At 60.1% G+C, this 19,367-nt stretch carries 27 protein-coding genes; 9 read left to right on the top strand and 18 right to left on the bottom strand.

The annotated features are described in order from the left end of the window. Positions 1–12 precede the first annotated feature (12 nt). Complete coding sequence (locus B4393_RS21885) at positions 13–1,080, bottom strand: NAD(P)-dependent alcohol dehydrogenase (RefSeq protein ID WP_078335890.1); 1,068 nt, start codon at positions 1,078–1,080, stop codon at positions 13–15. 664 nt (positions 1,081–1,744) lie between these two features. Next, the gene (locus tag B4393_RS21880) at positions 1,745–2,557 is read right to left on the bottom strand and encodes an SDR family oxidoreductase (RefSeq protein ID WP_078335888.1); all 813 of its coding nucleotides are present in this window, start codon (positions 2,555–2,557) and stop codon (positions 1,745–1,747) included. 440 nt (positions 2,558–2,997) lie between these two features. Here B4393_RS21880 and B4393_RS21875 point away from each other — a divergent pair, with 440 nt between their 5' ends. Continuing rightward, positions 2,998–3,819 carry a helix-turn-helix transcriptional regulator gene (locus B4393_RS21875; protein WP_157901312.1) on the top strand — a complete coding sequence of 274 codons (822 nt, stop codon included), beginning with the start codon at positions 2,998–3,000 and terminating at the stop codon, positions 3,817–3,819. A 218-nt stretch (positions 3,820–4,037) separates the two neighbouring features. Here the strand turns inward: B4393_RS21875 and B4393_RS21870 are convergent, their stop codons facing one another. Then, positions 4,038–4,295 carry a helix-turn-helix domain-containing protein gene (locus B4393_RS21870; protein ID WP_078335885.1) on the bottom strand — a complete coding sequence of 86 codons (258 nt, stop codon included), beginning with the start codon at positions 4,293–4,295 and terminating at the stop codon, positions 4,038–4,040. A gap of 140 nt (positions 4,296–4,435) precedes the next feature. Here B4393_RS21870 and B4393_RS21865 point away from each other — a divergent pair, with 140 nt between their 5' ends. Further along, a complete protein-coding gene (locus tag B4393_RS21865; protein WP_236743221.1) occupies positions 4,436–5,041 on the top strand; it encodes a hypothetical protein in 606 nt (201 codons plus the stop codon). An 81-nt stretch (positions 5,042–5,122) separates the two neighbouring features. Here B4393_RS21865 and B4393_RS27635 read toward each other — a convergent pair whose 3' ends face one another. From B4393_RS27635 to B4393_RS21850, 3 genes are all read right to left on the bottom strand, one after another. Next, complete coding sequence (locus tag B4393_RS27635; protein ID WP_133052562.1) at positions 5,123–5,674, bottom strand: DUF6262 family protein; 552 nt, start codon at positions 5,672–5,674, stop codon at positions 5,123–5,125. Beyond that, on the bottom strand, positions 5,667–7,601 hold the full coding sequence (locus B4393_RS21855) for a tyrosine-type recombinase/integrase (RefSeq protein ID WP_157901311.1): 1,935 nt from the start codon (positions 7,599–7,601) through the stop codon (positions 5,667–5,669). The genes B4393_RS27635 and B4393_RS21855 overlap by 8 nt, the downstream gene beginning before the upstream one ends. Positions 7,602–8,233: 632 nt before the next feature. Further along, positions 8,234–9,316, bottom strand: a complete 1,083-nt coding sequence (locus B4393_RS21850) for a tyrosine-type recombinase/integrase (RefSeq protein ID WP_157901310.1) — start codon at positions 9,314–9,316, stop codon at positions 8,234–8,236. Positions 9,317–9,611: 295 nt separating this feature from the next. Here B4393_RS21850 and B4393_RS21845 point away from each other — a divergent pair, with 295 nt between their 5' ends. Then, positions 9,612–9,989 (top strand): thermonuclease family protein, encoded by a 378-nt coding sequence (locus B4393_RS21845; RefSeq protein ID WP_236743213.1) that lies wholly within the window; start codon positions 9,612–9,614, stop codon positions 9,987–9,989. Between the two features lie 195 nt (positions 9,990–10,184). Next, positions 10,185–10,397, top strand: coding sequence for a hypothetical protein (locus B4393_RS21840; RefSeq protein ID WP_078336009.1), 213 nt, complete (start codon positions 10,185–10,187; stop codon positions 10,395–10,397). 466 nt (positions 10,398–10,863) lie between these two features. On the opposite strand, the gene B4393_RS21835 is transcribed toward B4393_RS21840, so the two are convergent. Then, entirely contained in the window at positions 10,864–11,496 is a 633-nt protein-coding gene (locus B4393_RS21835) for a hypothetical protein (protein ID WP_078335878.1), read from the bottom strand. Between the two features lie 230 nt (positions 11,497–11,726). On the opposite strand from B4393_RS21835, the gene B4393_RS21830 reads away from it, so the two are divergent. The 5 genes from B4393_RS21830 to B4393_RS21815 all read left to right on the top strand — a co-directional run bounded on the left by B4393_RS21830 (position 11,727) and on the right by B4393_RS21815 (position 13,895). Next, complete coding sequence (locus tag B4393_RS21830; RefSeq protein ID WP_083069928.1) at positions 11,727–12,227, top strand: hypothetical protein; 501 nt, start codon at positions 11,727–11,729, stop codon at positions 12,225–12,227. Then, complete coding sequence (locus tag B4393_RS21825) at positions 12,224–12,613, top strand: hypothetical protein (protein WP_078335876.1); 390 nt, start codon at positions 12,224–12,226, stop codon at positions 12,611–12,613. The genes B4393_RS21830 and B4393_RS21825 overlap by 4 nt, the downstream gene beginning before the upstream one ends. Then, the gene (locus B4393_RS27630; RefSeq protein WP_157901309.1) at positions 12,610–12,750 is read left to right on the top strand and encodes a hypothetical protein; all 141 of its coding nucleotides are present in this window, start codon (positions 12,610–12,612) and stop codon (positions 12,748–12,750) included. The genes B4393_RS21825 and B4393_RS27630 overlap by 4 nt, the downstream gene beginning before the upstream one ends. Then, positions 12,747–13,109, top strand: a complete 363-nt coding sequence (locus B4393_RS21820; RefSeq protein ID WP_078335874.1) for a hypothetical protein — start codon at positions 12,747–12,749, stop codon at positions 13,107–13,109. The genes B4393_RS27630 and B4393_RS21820 overlap by 4 nt, the downstream gene beginning before the upstream one ends. A gap of 96 nt (positions 13,110–13,205) precedes the next feature. Further along, positions 13,206–13,895, top strand: a complete 690-nt coding sequence (locus tag B4393_RS21815) for a hypothetical protein (RefSeq protein WP_078335872.1) — start codon at positions 13,206–13,208, stop codon at positions 13,893–13,895. 14 nt (positions 13,896–13,909) lie between these two features. On the opposite strand, the gene B4393_RS21810 is transcribed toward B4393_RS21815, so the two are convergent. The 11 genes from B4393_RS21810 to B4393_RS21765 all read right to left on the bottom strand — a co-directional run bounded on the left by B4393_RS21810 (position 13,910) and on the right by B4393_RS21765 (position 19,212). Then, positions 13,910–14,212 carry an XRE family transcriptional regulator gene (locus B4393_RS21810; protein WP_078335871.1) on the bottom strand — a complete coding sequence of 101 codons (303 nt, stop codon included), beginning with the start codon at positions 14,210–14,212 and terminating at the stop codon, positions 13,910–13,912. After that, entirely contained in the window at positions 14,209–14,550 is a 342-nt protein-coding gene (locus B4393_RS21805) for a type II toxin-antitoxin system RelE/ParE family toxin (RefSeq protein WP_236743212.1), read from the bottom strand. Before B4393_RS21805 ends, B4393_RS21810 begins: the two co-directional genes overlap by 4 nt. Before the next feature lie 108 nt (positions 14,551–14,658). After that, positions 14,659–15,174 carry a hypothetical protein gene (locus B4393_RS21800; RefSeq protein WP_078335869.1) on the bottom strand — a complete coding sequence of 172 codons (516 nt, stop codon included), beginning with the start codon at positions 15,172–15,174 and terminating at the stop codon, positions 14,659–14,661. Between the two features lie 141 nt (positions 15,175–15,315). Then, positions 15,316–16,002, bottom strand: coding sequence for a hypothetical protein (locus tag B4393_RS21795; protein WP_078335868.1), 687 nt, complete (start codon positions 16,000–16,002; stop codon positions 15,316–15,318). 43 nt (positions 16,003–16,045) lie between these two features. Further along, positions 16,046–16,516, bottom strand: coding sequence for a hypothetical protein (locus B4393_RS28135; RefSeq protein WP_236743211.1), 471 nt, complete (start codon positions 16,514–16,516; stop codon positions 16,046–16,048). Between the two features lie 36 nt (positions 16,517–16,552). After that, positions 16,553–16,960 carry a hypothetical protein gene (locus B4393_RS21785; RefSeq protein ID WP_133052564.1) on the bottom strand — a complete coding sequence of 136 codons (408 nt, stop codon included), beginning with the start codon at positions 16,958–16,960 and terminating at the stop codon, positions 16,553–16,555. Between the two features lie 5 nt (positions 16,961–16,965). Beyond that, complete coding sequence (locus tag B4393_RS27975; RefSeq protein ID WP_204985584.1) at positions 16,966–17,175, bottom strand: hypothetical protein; 210 nt, start codon at positions 17,173–17,175, stop codon at positions 16,966–16,968. 82 nt (positions 17,176–17,257) lie between these two features. After that, positions 17,258–17,911 carry a hypothetical protein gene (locus tag B4393_RS21780; protein ID WP_078335865.1) on the bottom strand — a complete coding sequence of 218 codons (654 nt, stop codon included), beginning with the start codon at positions 17,909–17,911 and terminating at the stop codon, positions 17,258–17,260. Then, positions 17,908–18,285 (bottom strand): hypothetical protein, encoded by a 378-nt coding sequence (locus B4393_RS21775; protein ID WP_078335864.1) that lies wholly within the window; start codon positions 18,283–18,285, stop codon positions 17,908–17,910. The genes B4393_RS21780 and B4393_RS21775 overlap by 4 nt, the downstream gene beginning before the upstream one ends. Before the next feature lie 2 nt (positions 18,286–18,287). Continuing rightward, on the bottom strand, positions 18,288–18,518 hold the full coding sequence (locus tag B4393_RS21770; RefSeq protein WP_078335863.1) for a hypothetical protein: 231 nt from the start codon (positions 18,516–18,518) through the stop codon (positions 18,288–18,290). Positions 18,519–18,594: 76 nt separating this feature from the next. Then, positions 18,595–19,212: a hypothetical protein gene (locus B4393_RS21765; RefSeq protein ID WP_078335862.1), complete on the bottom strand. Its 618-nt coding sequence runs from the start codon at positions 19,210–19,212 to the stop codon at positions 18,595–18,597. Positions 19,213–19,367 lie beyond the last annotated feature (155 nt).

The raw sequence follows: 19,367 nt of genomic DNA, 5'->3' as shown, positions 1-19,367 counted from the left end.
GATCGGTTCGCTCTAGTCGTAGACGATCACGGCGCGACCGATCACGTCGCCGCGACCGATTGCGTCAAGGGTCTCATTGACGTCATCGAAGCGCACCGGTGTCACGGTGTGCTTGACCTTGTCGGCCTTGGCAAGGGCCAAGACCTCGGTGAGGTCGTTGTAATTGCCCCAGCAGGACCCGAAATACGTGAACTCCCGCATGACCATATCGACCAGGCGAACCTTGGCCTGCTGGCCCATGAGGCCGACTGATGCTACGGCCCCCTCGGTGGCCAGCAGGGAGAACGCCAGTTGGATAGCTTCCTCGGCGCCTGAGCACTCAATCACCGCGTCGAGCTCGCTGCGCCCTGTGAGGTTTTCGAGTTCGGCGCGGATGGCGTCGGTGTCCTTATCGCGGACGTTGATGACGTGATCGGCGCCGTTGGCGAGGGCAACCTTTAGCTTCTCGTCGCTGCGGCCAAATGCCACCACGTCGGCACCCCCGCCGAGCAGTTTTGCGTATTGGGTGGCGTAGCTGCCCAGGCCGCCGATGCCGCTGACCGCGAGCGTACGGCCAGCCGTGAGGTGACCGGAGTTGCGCAGCTTCTTGATGCCGCGGTACGGGGTGAGGCCGGCATCGGTCAGTGGCGCCAGGTTCTCTGGCGACAGGTCACCGCCGCCGGGCATTTTGATCAGGTATCGGTAGTGGACGGGCATGTACTCCTGGTAGCCGCCATGCTCGGCGAACCCCGACCAGACGACGTGGCCGCACATTTGCTCGTTGCCTTCGTGGCACTGGCGACAGGAGCCGTCGCCCCAGCTGCCGAACACCACGACCTGGTCGCCCTCCGATAGACCCGCGGACTTCGGCACCTGTGAACCAACGCCGTCGATCCACCCGGAAACTTCGTGTCCCAGAGTGACCGGGAACTCCAGCTCCATCCCGGCGAAGTGGCCGTCGATGAGTTGGAAGTCGGTCCGGCACATACCGGCCCCACCGACTTTCACGAGCACCTCCTCGGGACTGATCTTGGGTACGTCGATCTCCTCCAGGCGCAGTGGTTGCTTGTACCCGTACATCCGGGCCGCGCGCATCTTCATGTCATGTCCTCCTGGCGATTCGGCGTGATTAGACGATAGCAGCAACTATATACAATAGTACAATTCTAGACGATAGCAAAGATTGTCGACGCTCAAGTCGGCGCTACTACCCCGCCGCTGGCCTGTGTAATTATGTCTTTGATTACATGCGTCCATTGGCTAACAGCTATATCCAGATGTCGAACAGGGCGATGATTTAGCTATTCCGTGCCGTTGGACGGCGCGTTGCGAAGTTGACTGCGCGACCGGATTTCCAGCTTGGCAGCCAGAAATCGAACGAACGACGCTCACGGTATGAGCAAGTAATACCGCCAAGCTTTCAAAATCCGCCATCCTTGTGAAAACCGGTCGCGGTATAGCGCGAAGCACACCTGCTGTCTTGACTGTCGTCAGAATCGATCACCACCTGGCCCACAGGATCAGGGCCGCCATAGCTTGCAGCGGCACCAGAAAAAATCACAGTTCCCGTCTGCCCGCATACACAGCACGCCCTCTGCACCTGCCGGGAACTCGAAATCAACACCTGCATGCACACCGCCCAACCGGGGACCAAGCGGCGACATCACAGCCCACCCAACATCCGATGGCCAATAACGCTGCACCACAACAAAACACCTCCACCTGACAGTCGCGCCGCCGCAGGGTGAGGGTCGTGCGTGTCGCGCTAGTTGAGGCCGAAACGTTGTTTGAAGTTTGTGTAGAAGGTCTCGTCGTCCATTGAAGCTCGGTCTGCGAGCATGTGCTCGGCGTCCGATCCGGCGATGAAGCGGAGACGCCCGCTGGTGTCGGTCGTTGCCTCGTACACGATCTCCGCTATCGCAGTCGGGTCAGTGCCGACGTCGAGTCCCTCGACGACCTCGGTGATGCTCGCCGACAATGCTTGATACTCGGCAATGCGCGCATCATCGGTGAAATCAAAGGAACGGCGCCCGAAGTCGGTCTTGATGCCGCCGGGCTCGACAATCTTCACCCGCGCACCGATCGCCGACAACTCGTATTGCAGTGCCTCTGAGATGCCCTCCACAGCGAACTTGCTGCCGTGGTACAATGTGCCCAAAGGCATGGTCAGTCGTCCTCCGACTGAGGAGATGTTCACGACCACCCCGGCGTGGTTCCGGCGAAAATGCGGCAGAAGCGACCGCGTAGTGGCGAGCAACCCAAGCACATTAACGCTGAACTGACGCTGCGCGGTGTCCCTCGTTATCAATTCCAGCGGGCCGTACGCGCCGTAGCCGGCGTTGTTGATCAGTGCGTCAATACGCCCGAATCGGTTGATGCCTGCTTCAACTGCCGCATCGATACTGCCCTGGTCTTCCACATCGAGACGGGTCACCAGAACGTTATCGAGAGAGTCCAGTTCCGGCCGATCAGCTGGGGACCGCATTGTCGCGATGACATTCCATCCGCGAGCCTGAAATAGCAGCGCGGTTGCGTGTCCCAGACCGCTTGAGGCTCCAGTGATCATGACGGTGTTCATTGGTGCATCCTTCGAATTTCAGGTTCGGGCAGGTCAACCAGCGCGGCATCGCGGTGGGAACTGAAGGGGTTTCGGTAGGTTGGGCGCGCCAGCGCCCAACCATGTATGGGCAGCCGGCATTGGCCACACGTCGAACGAACGACGACCACGGTATGAGCAAGTCATCCAGCTGAGCTTTCAAAATCGGCCATCCTTATGAAATCGCGCAGCGCAGATGGTCTGGAGTAGCCAGATGTAGCGACGGCGAGGCGGGGCGGGCCGTCTATCGGAGCCCACCTCTCAACAAACCGGGGGTGAGAATAACTTTACGGTCGCCCCATAGTTCGCAGCTAGCGCCGCATTTCGATAGCTGGAAGTGAGGGGCAACAGGCTTGTGGGACGATTCTTTATGTGACATGGCACCTGGGCTTGGGCATGGTGTGCGCAGAGCAGGCATTTCGATGCGGCTCACCCCGGCGGCAACCATGACGTCCCCCGCGGAAATCGACTTCTCGTTCATCAGCCAAGACATCGACGGATCCTTCGATTGCACTTTCCGACAGCCACATCACCTCGTTTTGGTTCACCTGGCGGGAAACCTCGAAGCCAAGGAGTACGAACTCGAAAAGGCAGGTTCACGGCGCATACAAACACCCACGATCGGAAGCGCGTGGGTACTGCCGGCTGAGCAACATGGCTCCGGAAACGCCATCGGACACACCACCGCCCAATACTGCCAGCTCACTGTGCCCCACAAAGCATTTGGTTCACGAGATCTGCTCCCAACGGTCGGGCCCGACCCGCTGCTTCACCAGCTTGTCGCGCGAATCGGCAGCGTGCGTGACCGTGACGATGTTCCCGCGCGTCTGCTCCGAGAAGCATTAACCGAGACAGTGCTACGGCATCTGGCCGATCGCTACGGAACCCCTGTGCCGCAACGACAAGATGGCTCTCCGACCGAGTTGGACCAGACCGCTCAAGCTGCGATTGTCGAGTTCCTCGCCGACAGCCTAGATTCCAACATCTCCCTGCAGGACATGGCGGACTTCACCCAGATGCCGGTCCGCCTATTTGTGAAAGCCTTCACCAGTGCGTTCCATACAACGCCCCACCAGTACATTCTCGATCAGCGGATCGCACAAGCAAAAGCATTGCTGTCCACCACGACGCTTCCTATCACCGAAATCAGTGCGAACCTGGGTTTTTCAAGCCCAAGCCACTTGACCACTACATTCAAAAACCGCGTCGGGGTCACACCTAACCAATATCGGCAAGTCAGCTAGACAGCTGCTCCTCTTCGCTGACTGTCCGTTTGCAAATGACCTGTCGCAGAACGCAGGACGGGAACCTGACATGCATACGCCACTCAGCTTTCAGGTGCGAGCAACCTGAGCGTGGTCAACACTTGGAACAGCAGTTCTGCGCCACGCTTATCGAGTTCCATGAGTTTGGTCCGCGTGAGCCGAGCAGCTGCGACGGGAGTCGGTGCAGCAAGCGTACTTCAGTGCTCACTCAGAAATTCGGTGACATCCACTCCGAGAGCGTCCGCGAGGTCGAAGAGGCGTTCGTAGAGCAGCCCACGTTTGCCGTGCTCTACATCAATAAGAACGTTACGGGTAACTCCAGAGGCCAACGCCAGCTGTTCCTGGGTCATCCCCCGCTCGATTCGCACGCCCCGCACCTTCCCGCCCACACGCTCCCGCGCACGGGCCCAAGCCGCTGCACGTTCAGGATCAGTTTGGTTTGGGCGTGTGGGCACGCACCCCAGTTATGGCTCGGCAATACCAAAAGTCTGCCCTACTAGTAGTACATTGATATTTCGTGTTTGGGTCTCTACCTGAAAATGACTTGGTTGAATCGGTATCGTCGCTCGCCTTGGAGGTGATCGACGAGCTGCGTATGAAAATGCTTGAGTGCATGCTCGTACTGCAAACTCTGCCCGATGAGGCAGACCTCAATTTCGCCGATCTAGCTAGCGATATCCTTATGGCTCACCGCAGTACGCAAGAGGCATATCAGGCGGCCAGCATCGTCCATCAAGGCGCCGAGCTCGACGAGCGATGGGGGCACGGGTTGTCGCGACCCAAAGCCATCTTCGCTCGGCACAACGCGGCCGTGCGACAGGGCGCCGAAAAGGTGAATCCTGCTCCAGCGCTGTGCGACCAGCTCGAACGTCACCTCTACCAGTTACCCAGATCAGATCGCACTCAAGATGTCCGAGGAGCACGGCCTAAATGTTCAGGCCTGGTGCGCACCACCGGCGAAGACTGTGCGAATACTGCAATCTACCTAGGGGCTGGAATGTTTGGTGCACATTGCTACTCGCATGCCTCTCCTGCCGAACGTGATCAGTACCGAGCTCATCACCAGTCGGTCGAAGCTCACCGGACCCGCTCTCATGATGATCTGCGGAGCATCCAGCGCGCCGTAGGAGAGAAGATCGCGGCACATTGGATATCTAACCGGCCACAGCGCATTGAATGGGTCGACCAGATCGTGCCCTGATGGCCAGTCAGGTGGAGACGTTGCGCGTCGTCGTTGACGCGTGCACAGCGTACGCGTCAACGAGTCCGCTGCCGGATGCGATCAGGGCTCGGTAAGTCCGTATTGGCGCACCAGCGATCGATTCGTTTCCCGCAGTACTTCGACGTCTTCGAGTAGTGCATCCATCAGCCTGCCATTCTCTTGGTTCTGGATCTCAGCTTGTGCAAGCCGTTGGCGCAGCTCTACGACCAGCGGGTGCTGGTCCAGAAGTTCGGGGCCGAGAGTTGATCCTTGCGCTCCCAGCCGACGTTCGAGGGTCTGGATCCTCTGGTGCAGTTCGCGGTTGCGCTGGCGAACAGTAGCCAGCTCCGCCAGAAGGCTGTCATTGCTAATTCGATCTGCCTGCCGGCGGGGTGGGTGCGAACGATAAGCGGCTGCGGCATCGTCTATTTGGGCGGCGAGATCCTTATGTCGATACAAGAAGTTGCGATGAACGCCGGCACGAGAAATGATGGCGCGCCGTGTTATTGGCCGATCTTCGCGTCGCATGTCACGTAGTGCCTTGGCAACCGCTGCACGCTTGTTATCCGATTCTCGTCGCCGAGATTGAGCTAGCCGGGCGACACGTTGTTCGTATGACTGTGGTTCAGTCATTGGTCAGCTTGCCCAGGGTGTCGATCGCATGCCTGCGTTCGTCGGTGTAAGAGATCCAACTGTCGTCGATCTCTTCTCGGCGAGTCAGTTTGAGGTCGACCGTGGCCGCAGCTCGGGCTTTGCGCAATGTAGTGGCCGCTTCGTCGATGAGTGCGCGTTGCTCGGGGGTTGCCTTAACCAGCTTGGTTTCCTCGGTGCGTATTCGCTTCTGCAAGGCCCTTATCTCTTCGTCACTAGGACGCGCATCGCGCTTAGCCCATTCCTGTGCCCCCTCGAATGCGTCGATGCGTGCCCTTATAGCTTTCAGATCTAGTAGTCGCCGACGCATTTCCGGCAGGTAAGAGGGATCACTGCTAAATGACGCACATCCAAAACATCGGTGCCGGATAGGGCAACCGTGACCTTCTGCGGCGACATTCTGCGGGTTGGAGCACTTGCCGAAAGGAACTGCGATACCGGCATGTTCATTGGCCAGTTGATGACTCTTAGTCATCGGCCGAAGGGCCAGCGCGCCGTCGCTCACCACGAGGTTGCCAACGAGTTCAGCAGCCTCACGGCGACGCTGTTGGGTGATCCTGTAATAGCCCATCGTGGTCAGGATGGACTCGTGCCCCATCAGTTGTTTTAGAACGTCAGGCGGCGTGCCAACATCCGCGTGACGCTGAGCGTAGGTGTGTCTGAATGAGTAGGCACTGATGAGAGACCTGTCATACGCAATAGGCTCTCCGTCAGAGCCGATTTCGGCAGAGTCAAGCTTCGGCAGGACGCGTATCCATTGGTTGAACGTGTGCCCAAATGTGCTCGGATGGGTTCCGTGGTAGCCGTGTGAGTTCATCGTGAGCCTAGGAAATAAGGCCAGGTCGGAAGCCTCAGTGCCGGGAAAACGTGAGCGGGTGTGCGCTTGCTGCACTCGTACAGCATCCACAACCGCGGCCAGCACAGGGACTTTGCGTACTTCTCCTGAGGTGACCTTCGTTTCGGTATAGACCAGGAACGGGCCCCCGGGGCTGTGGTCGATGCAGTCATAACGCAGCGAGGTGATTTCACTTGGTCGGCGACCTGTCTCACCGAGTATCCGCAGTAACCGTGGATACTCGGACGCCATTGCCTCAAGCAACGCGAGGTTTTCGCCGGCGAAAAGCTGCCGAACGACCTCTATTGGCAGCGATCTTCCTGATTCAGTTTCCTGCGTATAGCCGCGGCGTGGAAGCAAGTCGTCGGTAATCATGAAAGACCCAGGGCAGTGTTCCAACATGTCAGTTTCGCGGCCGTACCGCAGCAGCCTCTGCACCGACAGTAGACAGCCGATCTGTGACCCCTTCTTCCACGTGAAGCGCAGGTTTTTACCTCCTCGTTCGACGTTGTACCGTGCGCGAGGTGCAGAGGTCCGAACCAACTCGGCGACGTGGGCCGCAAAACCGGAAACAATGGTCCGATCCAGCGCAGAGAGCTTGGTGCCATGAGCTTTTGCGTGATCGTGCAGATACTCCGAGAAGTAGTTGACTTCGTTGACCATCTTGATGAAGGTGGTGAAGTCACCGAATCTGTGTAGGTTGTCCCAACACCAGGCCTGGGTGACACGACGCAACCATGGCTGGTAAATCCCGCGAAAGTCGACCTGACTGTTCATACCGAAAACTGCACCGGGCCATATGTCGGCGTGCCGAAAATCCTCGGGTGTGCAATCGCCGTGCTCCACCGCCTTCAAGATGGTATTCAGCAGCGGCTGAGTCGTACTACGCGGCCAAATATCTGGCCGCGGCTCGTCTTTGACCTCTCGCAGATCGCCCACCTCAAGCTGGCGGACGTAGTCGACTATCTGTTGCAGATGTACAGTCCGCGTGAGAGATCCTCTACGCGAACGGGTATACACCCCGAATAGAATCTGGCGGGCTACCCGGTTCTCCAGACCCGTGAAGACCACCATGCGACCGTCGGTGACTTGGCTGGTCCGGCGACAGTACTCCTCAAACGACGTTGAGCTACCTTCGTTTTGTATCCGTTGCCAGCGCGTGCGGTGTGCTACACACAGCCCGAGCGTCACCATTTGCGCCGGCCGATCACATGCCAGAACTTGACAAGGCGGGCCAAATCCGAAGGGTGTGCATATTTTTAGTGCTTGCGCGCGAGTTAGTCCGTTAGATTTCATGTGATGGCGGACGGTGTCAGCGTGCCGCTTACATAGCCCCTTGCAGTTGGCAGGTTGGCGACATTGGCGCCCGTCACGGACAACCTCGCAAAGCTCGGAAAGCTGATATTCCACTCGCCGCCTGGGTTTCTCACAGAACTTCTCGAAATCAGGCTGCCCCCGTGCGCGCCACACACCGAGACATCCACTGCACAGCCCGCGACTCTTAACCCCCCACGTAGGACGTATGCAGCCGTTGACTGCGCATTCCTTCCATCCCAGCGTCTCGTGTGTGGATTCTGGCCGCAAGACCTGCGCTTTCGGGTCCCACCCCGCTTCTGTAAGCCAATTATCGAATGGGCCTTTTTGTCGTGTCCCGCCCTCCCTGTCCTCCTGCGGCATGAGTATTAGCGCACTGCGGTAGTCGGTCATCATGTTGCTTTCGGATCGAGGAGACTGGACAGGGAGCCGCCTTCAATTGCTCTGCGCTGCAATGAAATATCGGGGTGTAGATAGATCTCCGTGGACCGGATGGTCGCATGCCCGAGTAGCTCTGCTACTACGTCTAGCGTTGCTTCTCGAGCGGCATTGGTCCCGAAGGTATGTCGCAGCATGTGCGGGGTGATCTTCTGCCCGACATGGCTACTCAGTCGACTAAACAGCTCGTTGATCGCATGCAACTTCATGGGCTCGCCCAACGGCTGTCTGTACAGATTCACAAACACATAGTCGCTGGCACTTGCAGCTCTGCACGAGTCACGTTCGTGTCGATACTGATCGTAGAAGGGCACCAAGGTAGAAGCGACCGGAACCACACGTGGCTTGTCTCGTTTGACCCTCGCGGCATTGCTGTTCTCTCGAGGTCGCACATGCAGGTGTGCGCCTTCGAACTGGCAACCCAATACGGTGGAACTGGGCAGAAAATGAATATCACTGAGCCGCAACCCGAGAGCTTCGCCACGACGCAGCCCCGTCGTAGCGAGTGTGATAATCAGAAATGCATCCCGCAGATTTCCGCAAGCTCCTACTGCGGCCTTGACCGCATCAATCGGCGCATCCCGGCGTTCGTTGCGGTTAGTCCGCAATTGATGGCGCCGGCGAGTAGTCATAGTGGATGCGGCGCCGGGGCGGCGGTCTCGCCTGGCACCCCAGTGCTTGGCTGGCGCCGTCTCGAACAGAAGACCCAGCTTCGATGGCTCCCAGTATCCCTCTATAGCTGCGTATTTGAACATTTCGGACACGGCATACGTGATGAGGTTCAGGCGACCATTGCTACGGGCAGCTCGGTGACCGGGGCCTGCCCACGCCGTGCGATCAGGATGCGGGTGTAGGGGTGAAGGTGCGACCCGCAGCCACATCTGAAAGGCGGTCATATCTGGGCTAGCCCAATCGGCCGACCGTTCTTCACAAAACCGGTAGTACAGGGCAATCGCCTCGGCGTACTTACGAGTTGTCGATTCTGCCAGCCCACGCCCAAATCGCAGGAACTGCAGGCATCGATCGGCGACTTCCACCGCACTGTAGTCCGAATCTTGGACTACAGACCAATATGCACCCGCATCGGTGCAGAACCGGAAGGCCCTGTACATCACTGGTTACAGTAGGACTGCCCAAGTGTTCCGCCCCTTCGACATTCGGCCTATCCCCATTAGCTCATTCAGATTTTTCCTCGCATTTCCTTGGCGGCTTCCGGGATTTCACGAGACGTGGATGGACACGCGGGCCTACCGAACTATCCCCGAACTAGCTGCCCTGTGCGGGGCAGGTCGTGATTACAGGTTTGACACAGGACAATTTGATCGCCGGATAGTGCGTGAGAAGCCGATGTACGACCCCTACGAAATGGTCAAGCCCAACACGCCAGTCCAGTGCGGCGGGCCGCAGGCCAGCGAGTACGCCAAAACCCTTTTCCCTCAAGGGCAACGAGTGCAACTGGTGGCCGACAGCTCTCAAGACGCTCACGACAGATACGGTCGCACACTGGCTTTCGTCCTCCTGCCATCCGGGCTGAACTACTCGATCGATGCGACCCGAACCGGACACGCCCGCGCCTACACCTATGGGCACCGGCCCAGCCGGTGGGCCAGCGAGATCGCCGCCGCCGAACATCAGGCACAGGCCGACCGGACCGGAATCTGGGGCCCTCCGTGTGAAGGGTCCACGCAAATGCCGCAGGGCGGCGCGTGACCTCCCGAGATCGCGGACTTTCGCATACCGCTCTGGTGTGCGTTAATCGAATGTATGTTCGATGGATGGAACGACCCGCCTGGGGTTGAGATGCTGCGCCGTGTCGATCGCCGCGTCATTGTCGATACAACCAAGGTCTGGCCGGTCACATACTGGGGGCCGCCCGAGCCCGGCAATTCCGAAGGAGTGCGGCCCATGCAATTCGCGCCGCACGTCGTGCAGGAGCACGGGTTGCGTATTGACACCCTGCAGGAGGGCCGTCAAATTGCGTGGATCCGGCGCTCCTTCGGTGAATGGCTCGCCCTCGTGTGCATCAGCGTCGGCAGCGCCGACGGGAAATCCGCGCTGACCATGCCGCTATGGCTGCAGACCAACGCCTTCCGGTTGCCCCGCGGCGACGGCTCGTGATCGGCAGTTGAAGGCAGGCCGCAACGCACGGAGGCGCCATGAGTGCCACTGAAACCGGGCCCGCGAGTGCGGGCCATATCGCGCAGGCCAACGCTGCGCCGCAGGCCCCGGCCATCAACGCTGCGCACAACGGTGCGGCCGGAAGCCCACCGTGTGCAGCAGCAGGACCGGCACTGACCGGTCGCGTTGGTCGCCTACGGCGCCAGTTCATGGACAAGGTGATGCTCAGTTGGCGGTGTGTAGCGTCCCGCCCGGGTGATCCCATCTGTTCTCCTTCAAATAGCCGCAAAACCGTCGTAGCCCGTGGATGGGCAAGGCGCACGGGGCTTTTAGACCTCGCCTATTTGAAGTTCGATGCCACCGGTGAAGGTGACGAAGAGGACGGTACCGCTCACTGGGTGGTTGGCGCCAGGCCCAACACGCCCCAAGAGGTGTGTCAAACAGAAGATGACGCTGGAGGGGGATTTCAGACCTCGGTGGCGTCCCACACGTCCAGCGCTGATCGAATGGCTGCGCCGGGATCGGAGAGGTCGATCGAGCTGCGTGCGGTGAGCGTGCCGTCGCAGACGTTGATGACGTGGACTTCATGCGTGCCGTTGTCCTGCGCGATGATCCGCAGGGCCGGTGCGACACCGATCGAGCCAGCGCTCAGAACCCACAGGTGCCCGTCCTTGTCCGGGCACAGGTAGTCGGCCTGCGATTCGTCCTCGGGCCCGGCGTTTTCCAGCCATCTGAGCTTGGCCTTGATGCCCTCAATGATCTGCATCGGTACCGCGATCGTCGTGCCGTCCAGCAGCGTCGCCAGCGCGTCATCTTCGATATACCGCACACCCGTGACGGACTTGCCGAAAGCCCGGCCCCCGTTGTTGCGGCTCGCAATTGCATGGGCCAGCATGTCATTGGTTTCACAGCAGCGGAACACATGGTGCGCGAAATCCTGATCAGACAATTCCTGGGCCAATGGCAGCCCACGCGCGTCGAGCGCGTTCTGCAGCCAACCACGCGTCACAAACAGGCCGATCGTCGCGCCGCCCTTGGTGAAAATCACCTCGAACCTGTCCCGGTAAACCTTATTCGGTGCATCGGAGGTGCTGGTCATGGCCGAATCTCCTTGGCTAAGTGGGTGATACGCAGCGCGTCAGCAGTCCCGACCCTACACGGCATGTTAACTATAGTCAACCCGCTAGAGATGGGCGAATCCGGCCGCGCTGGCGCGACTGATGTTGGGGGAGTGAGGTTTTAGCGTCTAGCGGTTCAACATCAGCAGTTGACTATAGTTCACATTCGGCGTAGGCTGAAACCATCAGAACAGAGCCCGGAGGTAGCGCCATGGCAGACCAAATGATGATGGATTTCGAGCCCGAGGTGACCGCTGCCCGTGAGGCGGCGATCGCCGAGCGCGATGCCGCGTTTGACGCGCTGGTCATTACCGTCGAACTCACCGTCGCCGAAGCCCGCGAGCAAGACCTGTGGTTCAACGGCGCCGACCACGACCGCATCAGCGTGCTGGTGTGCCCGGCCTGCGGAGACTACGAGCCCAACGAGCTGCTGATGTCGAGCAACCATGGCATCAACCGATTTCACATCGCCAAACAACCCGACGGCACCTGGGCGAACAGTGGCCGCTACTACGGACGCGACTGGTGCCTTGCCTTGGCCCTGACCAGCACGCATGCCTCGCAGGGTCTGCATACCCTGCACAGCGGCCAAACCCGCATGATTTCCCGGTTGCGACCCGAAATCCGCGCACGTTTTGAGGAACTCGTTGCTCAAAGCACCGCCCGGCGAGAGAGCATGGAGACCAACACCGAAGATGGGGGTCTGAAATGAACCAGCACCACAATCCCATAACCAGCGGTTCTGGCGCGCACGACGTGCTGGCGGCGATCGGCGATGAGCTTCGCGCACGCTCCGTCTTGGCAACTGCTGACGCCTCCGGCCAGTTCAAAGCGACTGCTGAGGAGCTTGTGCAGGGCGCAGCAGCAGAATTAACCCCGCCAGGGCGTCAGTCCGGCCCGCTGGATGCCATCCTGCCGACCGCTGACTGGTACGCCGCCCAGCGTCCTTGGCTCGACACCACCCGAGACCCGCAGGAGCGGTTCGGTGCTCTCTGGGATGCGGTGGGCCGGTGCGGTGTGGCGGTGTCAACCGCTGAGGTACTCGCGACTCGCGAGGCTCTGTACCGGTGGTCTGCCACCCAGACCGTATTCAAATGAGATCGCCGCAGAGTTGCGCACGCTCGGCTACGAACTACGCCAAGTTCGACAGCATCCTTTACGTGAGCAAGATACCCAGCAAGGCCCAGGTCGCCGAACAGCGCCGCCGCCAGAACAACGGAGACCCGACGAAATGAACACCCTGGAAACCCTTCTCGCACAGTCGATCGCAACATCGTTCGGTATCGCCACCGCCCAACCCGAACATGTGCGTGCCGCCCGCGCCGCCCTCGAAGCGATGAGGGTGAACCGGTACGCCGTCACCGCCCTGCCCGCCGTCGAAACCGACGAATGGGGCGATCGCGTCGTTCACGTGGCACTGAGCGACCAACCCCTCGAATGCGGCAAGATCCGCCTAGGCCAGGGGACTGGCGGGGACATGCTCTCCATCACCGGCGTCCCGTTCCAACTCGCCGACAAACATGCCCGCGTCCTGGGGGCCGCGCTCATAGCAGCCGATATCGAAAGTCACCCGCCCGCCGAAATCAGTTCCTGACCGATTCTCCGGCGATGTCCCCCTCGGGCGGCACAATGCGAGGTGACAGCGGACCATCGCCTGCAGGACAGCCGAAACAAAGGAGTAGCGCCCACAATGGAATCGCCCCTGTACCACGGTGCCGGAACGGCTCTTGCCGCGGGAACACGATTGCGGCCCAAGGCCGATGCCTTCAACTACCTGTCCACCACCGAACGATTCGCCGACGCGTTCGCCTACCGCGCCGCCGCCTCCAGTGCCGTGGGCGCGGCCATCGATCGCGCGCAGCAGGCCGGGATGCTCGGCAATCCGCTCGTGCTTAACAGCGGTGTCTCGAAAGTGACGGGCTTCGTGCACACCGTCCAGACCACTGGTGCGCTGCGCATCGATCCCGATTTTCACCACAACTGCGATCAGGCCTACCGGACAGGTGAAACGGTCACCGTCGTATCGTCCAAGCCCGGCTCGGTCAACGGGTGGCGCGAGTTCACCTCGATCGTGGGCCCCTACCAGTACTGGATCGAGAAGACCCCGGCATTCGATGACGACGGCTACCTACTCCCGCCGCCGCTGTGGAAATCCTGGGGCTACACCAAAGAGGCCTTCCGCGCCCTCGGTCCATGGTTCCCGTTCCTATCGGTGTGGGAAGACCGCGACGCCCGCACACTCTGGATACTCAGCGAGTTCGCGCTGCCGTTCCTAGACCTGCCGCAGGGGCACCGACGCGCCATCCTCAACCGCATAGGCGCCCGCGCCGATTTCACCCCCGAGAACGCCGAGAGAGCCCGCAAAAGCTGGTGGCAGTAGAACCACCGGTGCCGCTATCCGATTTGGATTCGGTCGTCGCCAAGCTCGACTTCCACGCGCAGGTGGCCGCCGAGAGCTTCGACGTAGCGGCGCAGGGTGTCCACGGACGCTCGTTCGAAATCACCACGCTCAATCGCCGAAACGCGAGCCTGAGTGACTTCCAGTTGTGAGGCCAAGGCGATCTGCGTGATGTTGAGCGTCTCGCGCAACTCGCGCAGCGCGTGCACCTGCACCGCAGTGTTCATGGCAGCCTTGTGCTCATCGACCCGGGCACGATTCACCGGCCGCTTGATGAGCATCTCTTCGAGCGTTGTCATCGTGAGGTCCCTTCTGTCTTGGCGAGGTGTTCGTCGTACCGGGCATCTGCCACCGGAATGTTCTGCCGGTACCACTGTTTCCAGCGATGCTCCTTGTCGCCGCCGACGAGTTGCACTGCCGTACGGTGCGGATCGAATGCGAACAAGATCCGTATCTCCGACCGGCCGCTGGACCCGGGCCGAAGCTCCTTCATGTTGTGGTGCCGCGAGCTGCTGATCCGGTCCACGAGTGGGCGCCCGAGGGTTGGACCACGCTCTGAGAGCAATTCCAGGGCCGCGATGACCTGCTCGTAGCTGTCCTCATCGAGACCAACGAGCCACTCATCAATGTGTGACACGTCCACACCCCATTGGCCCACCAACCCAATATACAACTCTCGCGTTGTACAATGCAAACGTTGTATATGCAGGCCAGTCCCGCGCGAAGCGAGGGGGAGGTGCAGCGACTAGTCGGCGGGGCGCACCTGCGCGGGCCCGGGATGAAGTGGTGCATCAGGTCCAACCCCGGGCGGCATTTGAGGCCGTACCTGCCCGGAGCTGTCCGGGAGCGAGAGGTCATAGGGTCCATTGAGGCCGCCGACGCCAGACTGGATATCGTTAATTCGCCCAACACCATTGGGAGCCAACAGATCACCCTCGCCGCCGCTCTGGCCGGTGTTGTCCATCAGAGACTTGTTGGCGGCGTCGGTGTCAGTGAAGCCGGTGATCGTGTTGCGGTGCGCGTCGGCCTGATTACGGGCCTCTCCAGCGAATGCCTCGCCGACCTTCTCGCGGCACAGGCGCCCCTGACTCAGAAGGTCACCAACCTCGGCGAACGGGCCGTCGGCATAGCCGGTCCGGTATCCGACGAGAACCTCGGGGGGTGCTTTCGTGTCGGCGACAACGCCCTGGGCGTAGTGCTCCAGCTTGCCGATCTGCGCCTGCAGCTCATCAAAATCAACCCGAACCCGCTGATCAGACATCAAACACACCTCACTCTGTTTACGTCTTGTGGCGCATGTGTCGCCACTTTTGCAGTGTAGCTCCGCCCTGGGCAAAAGGGAATGTGGAGAGCGATCAGGCCCTTCTCGGGATGGTCGCTGCGACAGTGGGGGAGCTGGGGCTCAGGGTGTCGGTGCTCGCCAGTACCCTGGCAACTTCTGCATGACAGCTCTAAACGGTGCCCGGGTCAGACCTTGTTCAACGCGGGCCCGGTCAGGCTGATCTTCCGGCCAGGTCGCAGCCTCTGCCCGATACCAGCTCACCCAGTCCACATCGAGACCGCCCGCGGCCAGCCCCGCCAAGTAGTAGGCCGTGAGGCGCGTGCGCTCCACGATGTATTGGTGAGTGTGCAGGCGTCGCCCTTTATCGCGCATTCGGTCGGCATCCGCGACGGTCCCTATGACGTAACCTTGGTCTAGGCCACCGCTTTCGCTCGGAAGTCGAAGGATCTTCTCGCCCACAGCGAGCTGTTTGCACATCTGCTCCATATTGGACAGGAAATACTCGCCATGCAGATTGCGCGCAGTAACATACCAACTATCCAGTGCGGCTTTCCAATTCGGCGCCTCTCCAGGCTCCCACGGCGCAGGAGGCATATTCTGCAGCGCCGTTAGTGCGGTGAACTCGGCGTCGGCCTGCACCCGTAGCCGAGGGTCCGAGCCGTCGTATTGGGTCACTAGATGATCGCGCCAGTCTGCGGCCAACACCCCGTCGCGGGCCTGCTGCAGAACCGTGCGTAGCCGGGTGTATTTCGCGCCGCTGAAACCGATCTCAGACAGTTCGTTCCTGACGTTATCGCCCGCGCTCATATCGTGCGGATCCCGCCTGGCGTCTCGCGCCGTCGCACGGCCGTCACCGGGTGTGCCTCGCGTACCGCTGCAGAATCTCAGGAAACGCAGCGATCAGCTCTGGGTCATCGAGTGCAGCCGACGCTCCAGCGCCGACAAAGCCGTCTTCGGTGCTACTGAGCTGGCCCAATAGCGCCTCCCCATCGTTGATTTCGACAATCTGGAACAGACTCGGATTCCCGTGTGCCAGGTATTCAGACTTGAGCTGAACGAAGTCGCCGACCTGGAATCGTTGCGGATTAGGGTGCGTCAGCTCAGCTACCATTTCGCCCACGCCGTCAGGCGCGTTGCCCCAGCCCAGCAGTACCGTCGAGAGGTCCTCCACAAGCTGCCTCAATCGAGAGAGTTCGATCGCGTCCTGGCGTGCGCTCGGATACTCACGCGCCTCAGCATGTGCCTGTTTCGTCAGGCTGTCCAGCCTCCGGCCTATCAAGGTCAGAATCGCGCGAGTGCCGCTGGCCTCAGAATTGTTCATATCGTCAATCACCCTCGTGTGGAAGCAGTGGCGCTGTCAGGATTGGCCGTCAGAGGGCAAACCCCACTGAGTGGCATACTCTGACCACAGCAGTTCGTCAGGCATTCCCTTGACCCGTTCAATCCACTTAGTAGTGCCTTGCCGGTCATCCTCGCTCACATCGTGCTCGGCCCGCCGCGCGATCGCCGCCAGCAGATCTTCGCGAACCTCGGCTGCCGAGCGCAGCCCCGGACTCAGCGTCACCGGCCGCGACTGGCGCAGAAAGTGATCGAGCCAGCCGTGTTGTGGCACAGGATCAAACGTATCGACAATCAGCCTGTGCACATCGATCCCGCTCGCGGCCAGCATCTCAGCGACGGATATGAGCTTAGTCTTCGGACCACCGCCCTTCTGCAGGTAAAACGACATGCTGGCGGGGTTTACGTCGCTTACGTTCTCACTCATGGTTCTCAGCTCTCCTCGTGATCGACTGGTACCACGTCAATGTCGGTGATTCCGGCATGCCATTCCTTACCCCAGCCTCCGCGTAGAGTGCCGTTGCGGGCACGGTCACGGCGTCCCGCGATTTGCGTAGCGTTGCGCTGTGCGAGTTCCAGCGTGCTTGCCCACTCCACTAGTGGCTGGGACGGGTGGCCGTAAGCGTTTGGGCCTGATGACACTGTGATCACGGCATGGCTGTACCTGCGTCCAGTACGCGTGTAGGTCTGCCCGTTGTGACGAACGATGTTGGTTACCTTGGGCTTAGCCACGGTCATCTCCAATCGACTCATCGGCCGTTGCATAGTGGTCTTGCGGCGCTTCGGAAAGGCCTGCTTTGGCTGCCCACTTCCTTAGTCCGTCGGCCTCGTTTTCAGCCAACACGCTAGTTACCCGTTTGTCTGCGTGACTCGTGATCTTCCAAATATGGAAGAGGCGCGGCTCTTTCGCCGCCACTTCGGTCTGTAGCGAGCCCGTCGTGCGGAGAGCTTGGGCCTGTGCGTATAAGTATTCGATGATCGTTGGGTTCCCGTCGAACATCTCTAATATTGTTGCTGCGCCCACTAATTGACTCGCGGCGGCAGTTCTGCGCTTCTGTTCAGCCTGGCTGACCACTGCCTTCTTTTCTGGTGCACGTTGGGCTTTCGCTTTACTCGGTATCTTGTGGACAACGACTCGATCAGGTTCTGCGGTCACAGTCCAACCGAGTTCTGCAAGATTCTCGGCGAGTAGAGCGGCATCCCGCGCGTCGCGTTCGCTGTTGATCGTGTCGTGCAGGTCTGGATAAATCGAAGCCGGGTGCTCGCCGCCGCCCCGCACCCGCCAGCCCTGTCGCTTGTAATTACCGTTGGCGGCGATGATCCCAGCGTCGCGACGTAGCGCCTTGGTGACCGTCGCCTGCAAGGGATAAGCCTTCATGCGAACTCCTCCAAGACACGCTCCAGTTTTGGCTGCGGATTGGACCAAAACCCTTGTGCCTGCTCCCATTCGATGCCCAACGCATCAAGCTTGGCCATAACCTTGCGTAGGCGTGCGTGGCCAGCTTCGTTCTTGTCGCCTGTAGTGCGACTGGCTACCAACAAGTATGTGCCCTCCACTATGGGTACGGCGCGAGATCCAACACGCTGGTCGCGGTACAGCTTGTTGGGCCGCAGCCGGTAGGACTTGGGGAACAGGTCCATGAACTCACCACGCTGGGCCTCGGTATCGAACTCGGCCCGTAGCTCGACTTTTACGCCACCGTCGTCGTATCCACAGGTCGTGATTTGCACGGGCTTCGCTGGGATGCTCATGGTCATCGCCCTTCTATGCTTTGAAGTTCGTCCACGATCTCGTCGGTGGTCATGATCACTTCGTTGTTCAGGCTGCCATCGATGTCGTAGATGATCTGGATGGGGTAGTGGCCGTTCTTGGCGTAGCGGAACATCAGGGGTGCGTAGACCGCCGACGGCTGATCGATATCCCATCCGTTCTCGCGGGCCGCTTGCTCGATGCGATGGCGCGGAGTTCCGGTCTGCTCAGCCACGTTCGATTTCCTTGCCCTCGGTCGGTGTCGTGTCCCCAACATATCACCGATAGTGAACTATAGTCAACATTTAGTTTCATGGTGGTCCCAAATCCGAGAAGGGCACCGTGCGACTTTTCGCTGTTGCCGTTTCGCCTCGTTTGGACCAGCGTTCGTGGGCCGATTGCCCGCTCATCTGAGCGGCTTCGCCGATCTTTGACCAGGGCAAACCGACTCCACGGGCTGCCGCGACGGCTTCCGAGAGTTCGGCGGTGGACTCCTTGACCTTTCGACTCGCGGAGAGAACCGCCGCGAACGCGTCGGCCTCAGCCATGTGCTCACGACGCCACTCGGCGCACACCGCGTCGTGAACATCCGGGCGAGCATCTACATCGATCACGTCGCTGTCTGCAGCGTAAATCTTTGCCGCATCAAGGTTTTCGAGGGCTTCGGATGGAACACGCTTCCACAAACGTGGGCTGACCCATTGTTCGCCGCGTGAGTAGCATTGGCAGATCACGCGCCAACCGATGACTTCGGCTGCCGGGCGCCAGCGATAGATACTGCCGCCGTCGCCTTGACCGATCTCCTCGACCGCGATCGATCCTGAATGTGCGCCGTCGCCGGACCCAATGCTGCGTTCGCCATCTTCGAACACCGGCGCCAGCCAAACCTCGTGAACGTCGTCCGTGTCGCCCTCGTTAATGACCGTCATAAGAGGTAGGGTACACCCATGATATCAAGATGTCCTGATATTCGACATCTCTCGCATCAGGATTACCTGACGTAATACTAAATATCGGCGTAATGCGTTGTGCCGCAGGCTATTACGTTGTCCGTTCTCAAATGACCTGTCGCATTCTCATCTAA

Origin of the sequence: Mycobacteroides franklinii (genome assembly GCF_002013895.1) — a bacterium.
In the GTDB taxonomy this organism is placed as follows: domain Bacteria; phylum Actinomycetota; class Actinomycetes; order Mycobacteriales; family Mycobacteriaceae; genus Mycobacterium; species Mycobacterium franklinii.
This window is presented reverse-complemented; position numbering and strand designations above follow the sequence as displayed.

Excerpts from the sequence above, each read along its gene's own strand:
- B4393_RS21875 (WP_157901312.1), top strand. The coding sequence starts at position 2,998 with ATGCGGCTCACCCCGGCGGCAACCATGACGTCCCCCGCGGAAATCGAC.
- B4393_RS21855 (WP_157901311.1), bottom strand. The coding sequence starts at position 7,601 with ATGGTGGTCTTCACGGGTCTGGAGAACCGGGTAGCCCGCCAGATTCTA.
- B4393_RS21800 (WP_078335869.1), bottom strand. The coding sequence starts at position 15,174 with ATGTCTGATCAGCGGGTTCGGGTTGATTTTGATGAGCTGCAGGCGCAG.
- B4393_RS21885 (WP_078335890.1), bottom strand. The coding sequence starts at position 1,080 with ATGAAGATGCGCGCGGCCCGGATGTACGGGTACAAGCAACCACTGCGC.
- B4393_RS21785 (WP_133052564.1), bottom strand. The coding sequence starts at position 16,960 with ATGAGTGAGAACGTAAGCGACGTAAACCCCGCCAGCATGTCGTTTTAC.
- B4393_RS21825 (WP_078335876.1), top strand. The coding sequence starts at position 12,224 with ATGAACCAGCACCACAATCCCATAACCAGCGGTTCTGGCGCGCACGAC.
- B4393_RS27635 (WP_133052562.1), bottom strand. The coding sequence starts at position 5,674 with ATGACTGAACCACAGTCATACGAACAACGTGTCGCCCGGCTAGCTCAA.
- B4393_RS21775 (WP_078335864.1), bottom strand. The coding sequence starts at position 18,285 with ATGAGCATCCCAGCGAAGCCCGTGCAAATCACGACCTGTGGATACGAC.
- B4393_RS21795 (WP_078335868.1), bottom strand. The coding sequence starts at position 16,002 with ATGAGCGCGGGCGATAACGTCAGGAACGAACTGTCTGAGATCGGTTTC.
- B4393_RS21835 (WP_078335878.1), bottom strand. The coding sequence starts at position 11,496 with ATGACCAGCACCTCCGATGCACCGAATAAGGTTTACCGGGACAGGTTC.
- B4393_RS21780 (WP_078335865.1), bottom strand. The coding sequence starts at position 17,911 with ATGAAGGCTTATCCCTTGCAGGCGACGGTCACCAAGGCGCTACGTCGC.
- B4393_RS21830 (WP_083069928.1), top strand. The coding sequence starts at position 11,727 with ATGGCAGACCAAATGATGATGGATTTCGAGCCCGAGGTGACCGCTGCC.
- B4393_RS21840 (WP_078336009.1), top strand. The coding sequence starts at position 10,185 with ATGCAATTCGCGCCGCACGTCGTGCAGGAGCACGGGTTGCGTATTGAC.
- B4393_RS21880 (WP_078335888.1), bottom strand. The coding sequence starts at position 2,557 with ATGAACACCGTCATGATCACTGGAGCCTCAAGCGGTCTGGGACACGCA.
- B4393_RS21815 (WP_078335872.1), top strand. The coding sequence starts at position 13,206 with ATGGAATCGCCCCTGTACCACGGTGCCGGAACGGCTCTTGCCGCGGGA.
- B4393_RS27630 (WP_157901309.1), top strand. The coding sequence starts at position 12,610 with ATGAGATCGCCGCAGAGTTGCGCACGCTCGGCTACGAACTACGCCAAG.
- B4393_RS21865 (WP_236743221.1), top strand. The coding sequence starts at position 4,436 with ATGAAAATGCTTGAGTGCATGCTCGTACTGCAAACTCTGCCCGATGAG.
- B4393_RS21820 (WP_078335874.1), top strand. The coding sequence starts at position 12,747 with ATGAACACCCTGGAAACCCTTCTCGCACAGTCGATCGCAACATCGTTC.
- B4393_RS21810 (WP_078335871.1), bottom strand. The coding sequence starts at position 14,212 with ATGACAACGCTCGAAGAGATGCTCATCAAGCGGCCGGTGAATCGTGCC.
- B4393_RS28135 (WP_236743211.1), bottom strand. The coding sequence starts at position 16,516 with ATGAACAATTCTGAGGCCAGCGGCACTCGCGCGATTCTGACCTTGATA.
- B4393_RS21765 (WP_078335862.1), bottom strand. The coding sequence starts at position 19,212 with ATGACGGTCATTAACGAGGGCGACACGGACGACGTTCACGAGGTTTGG.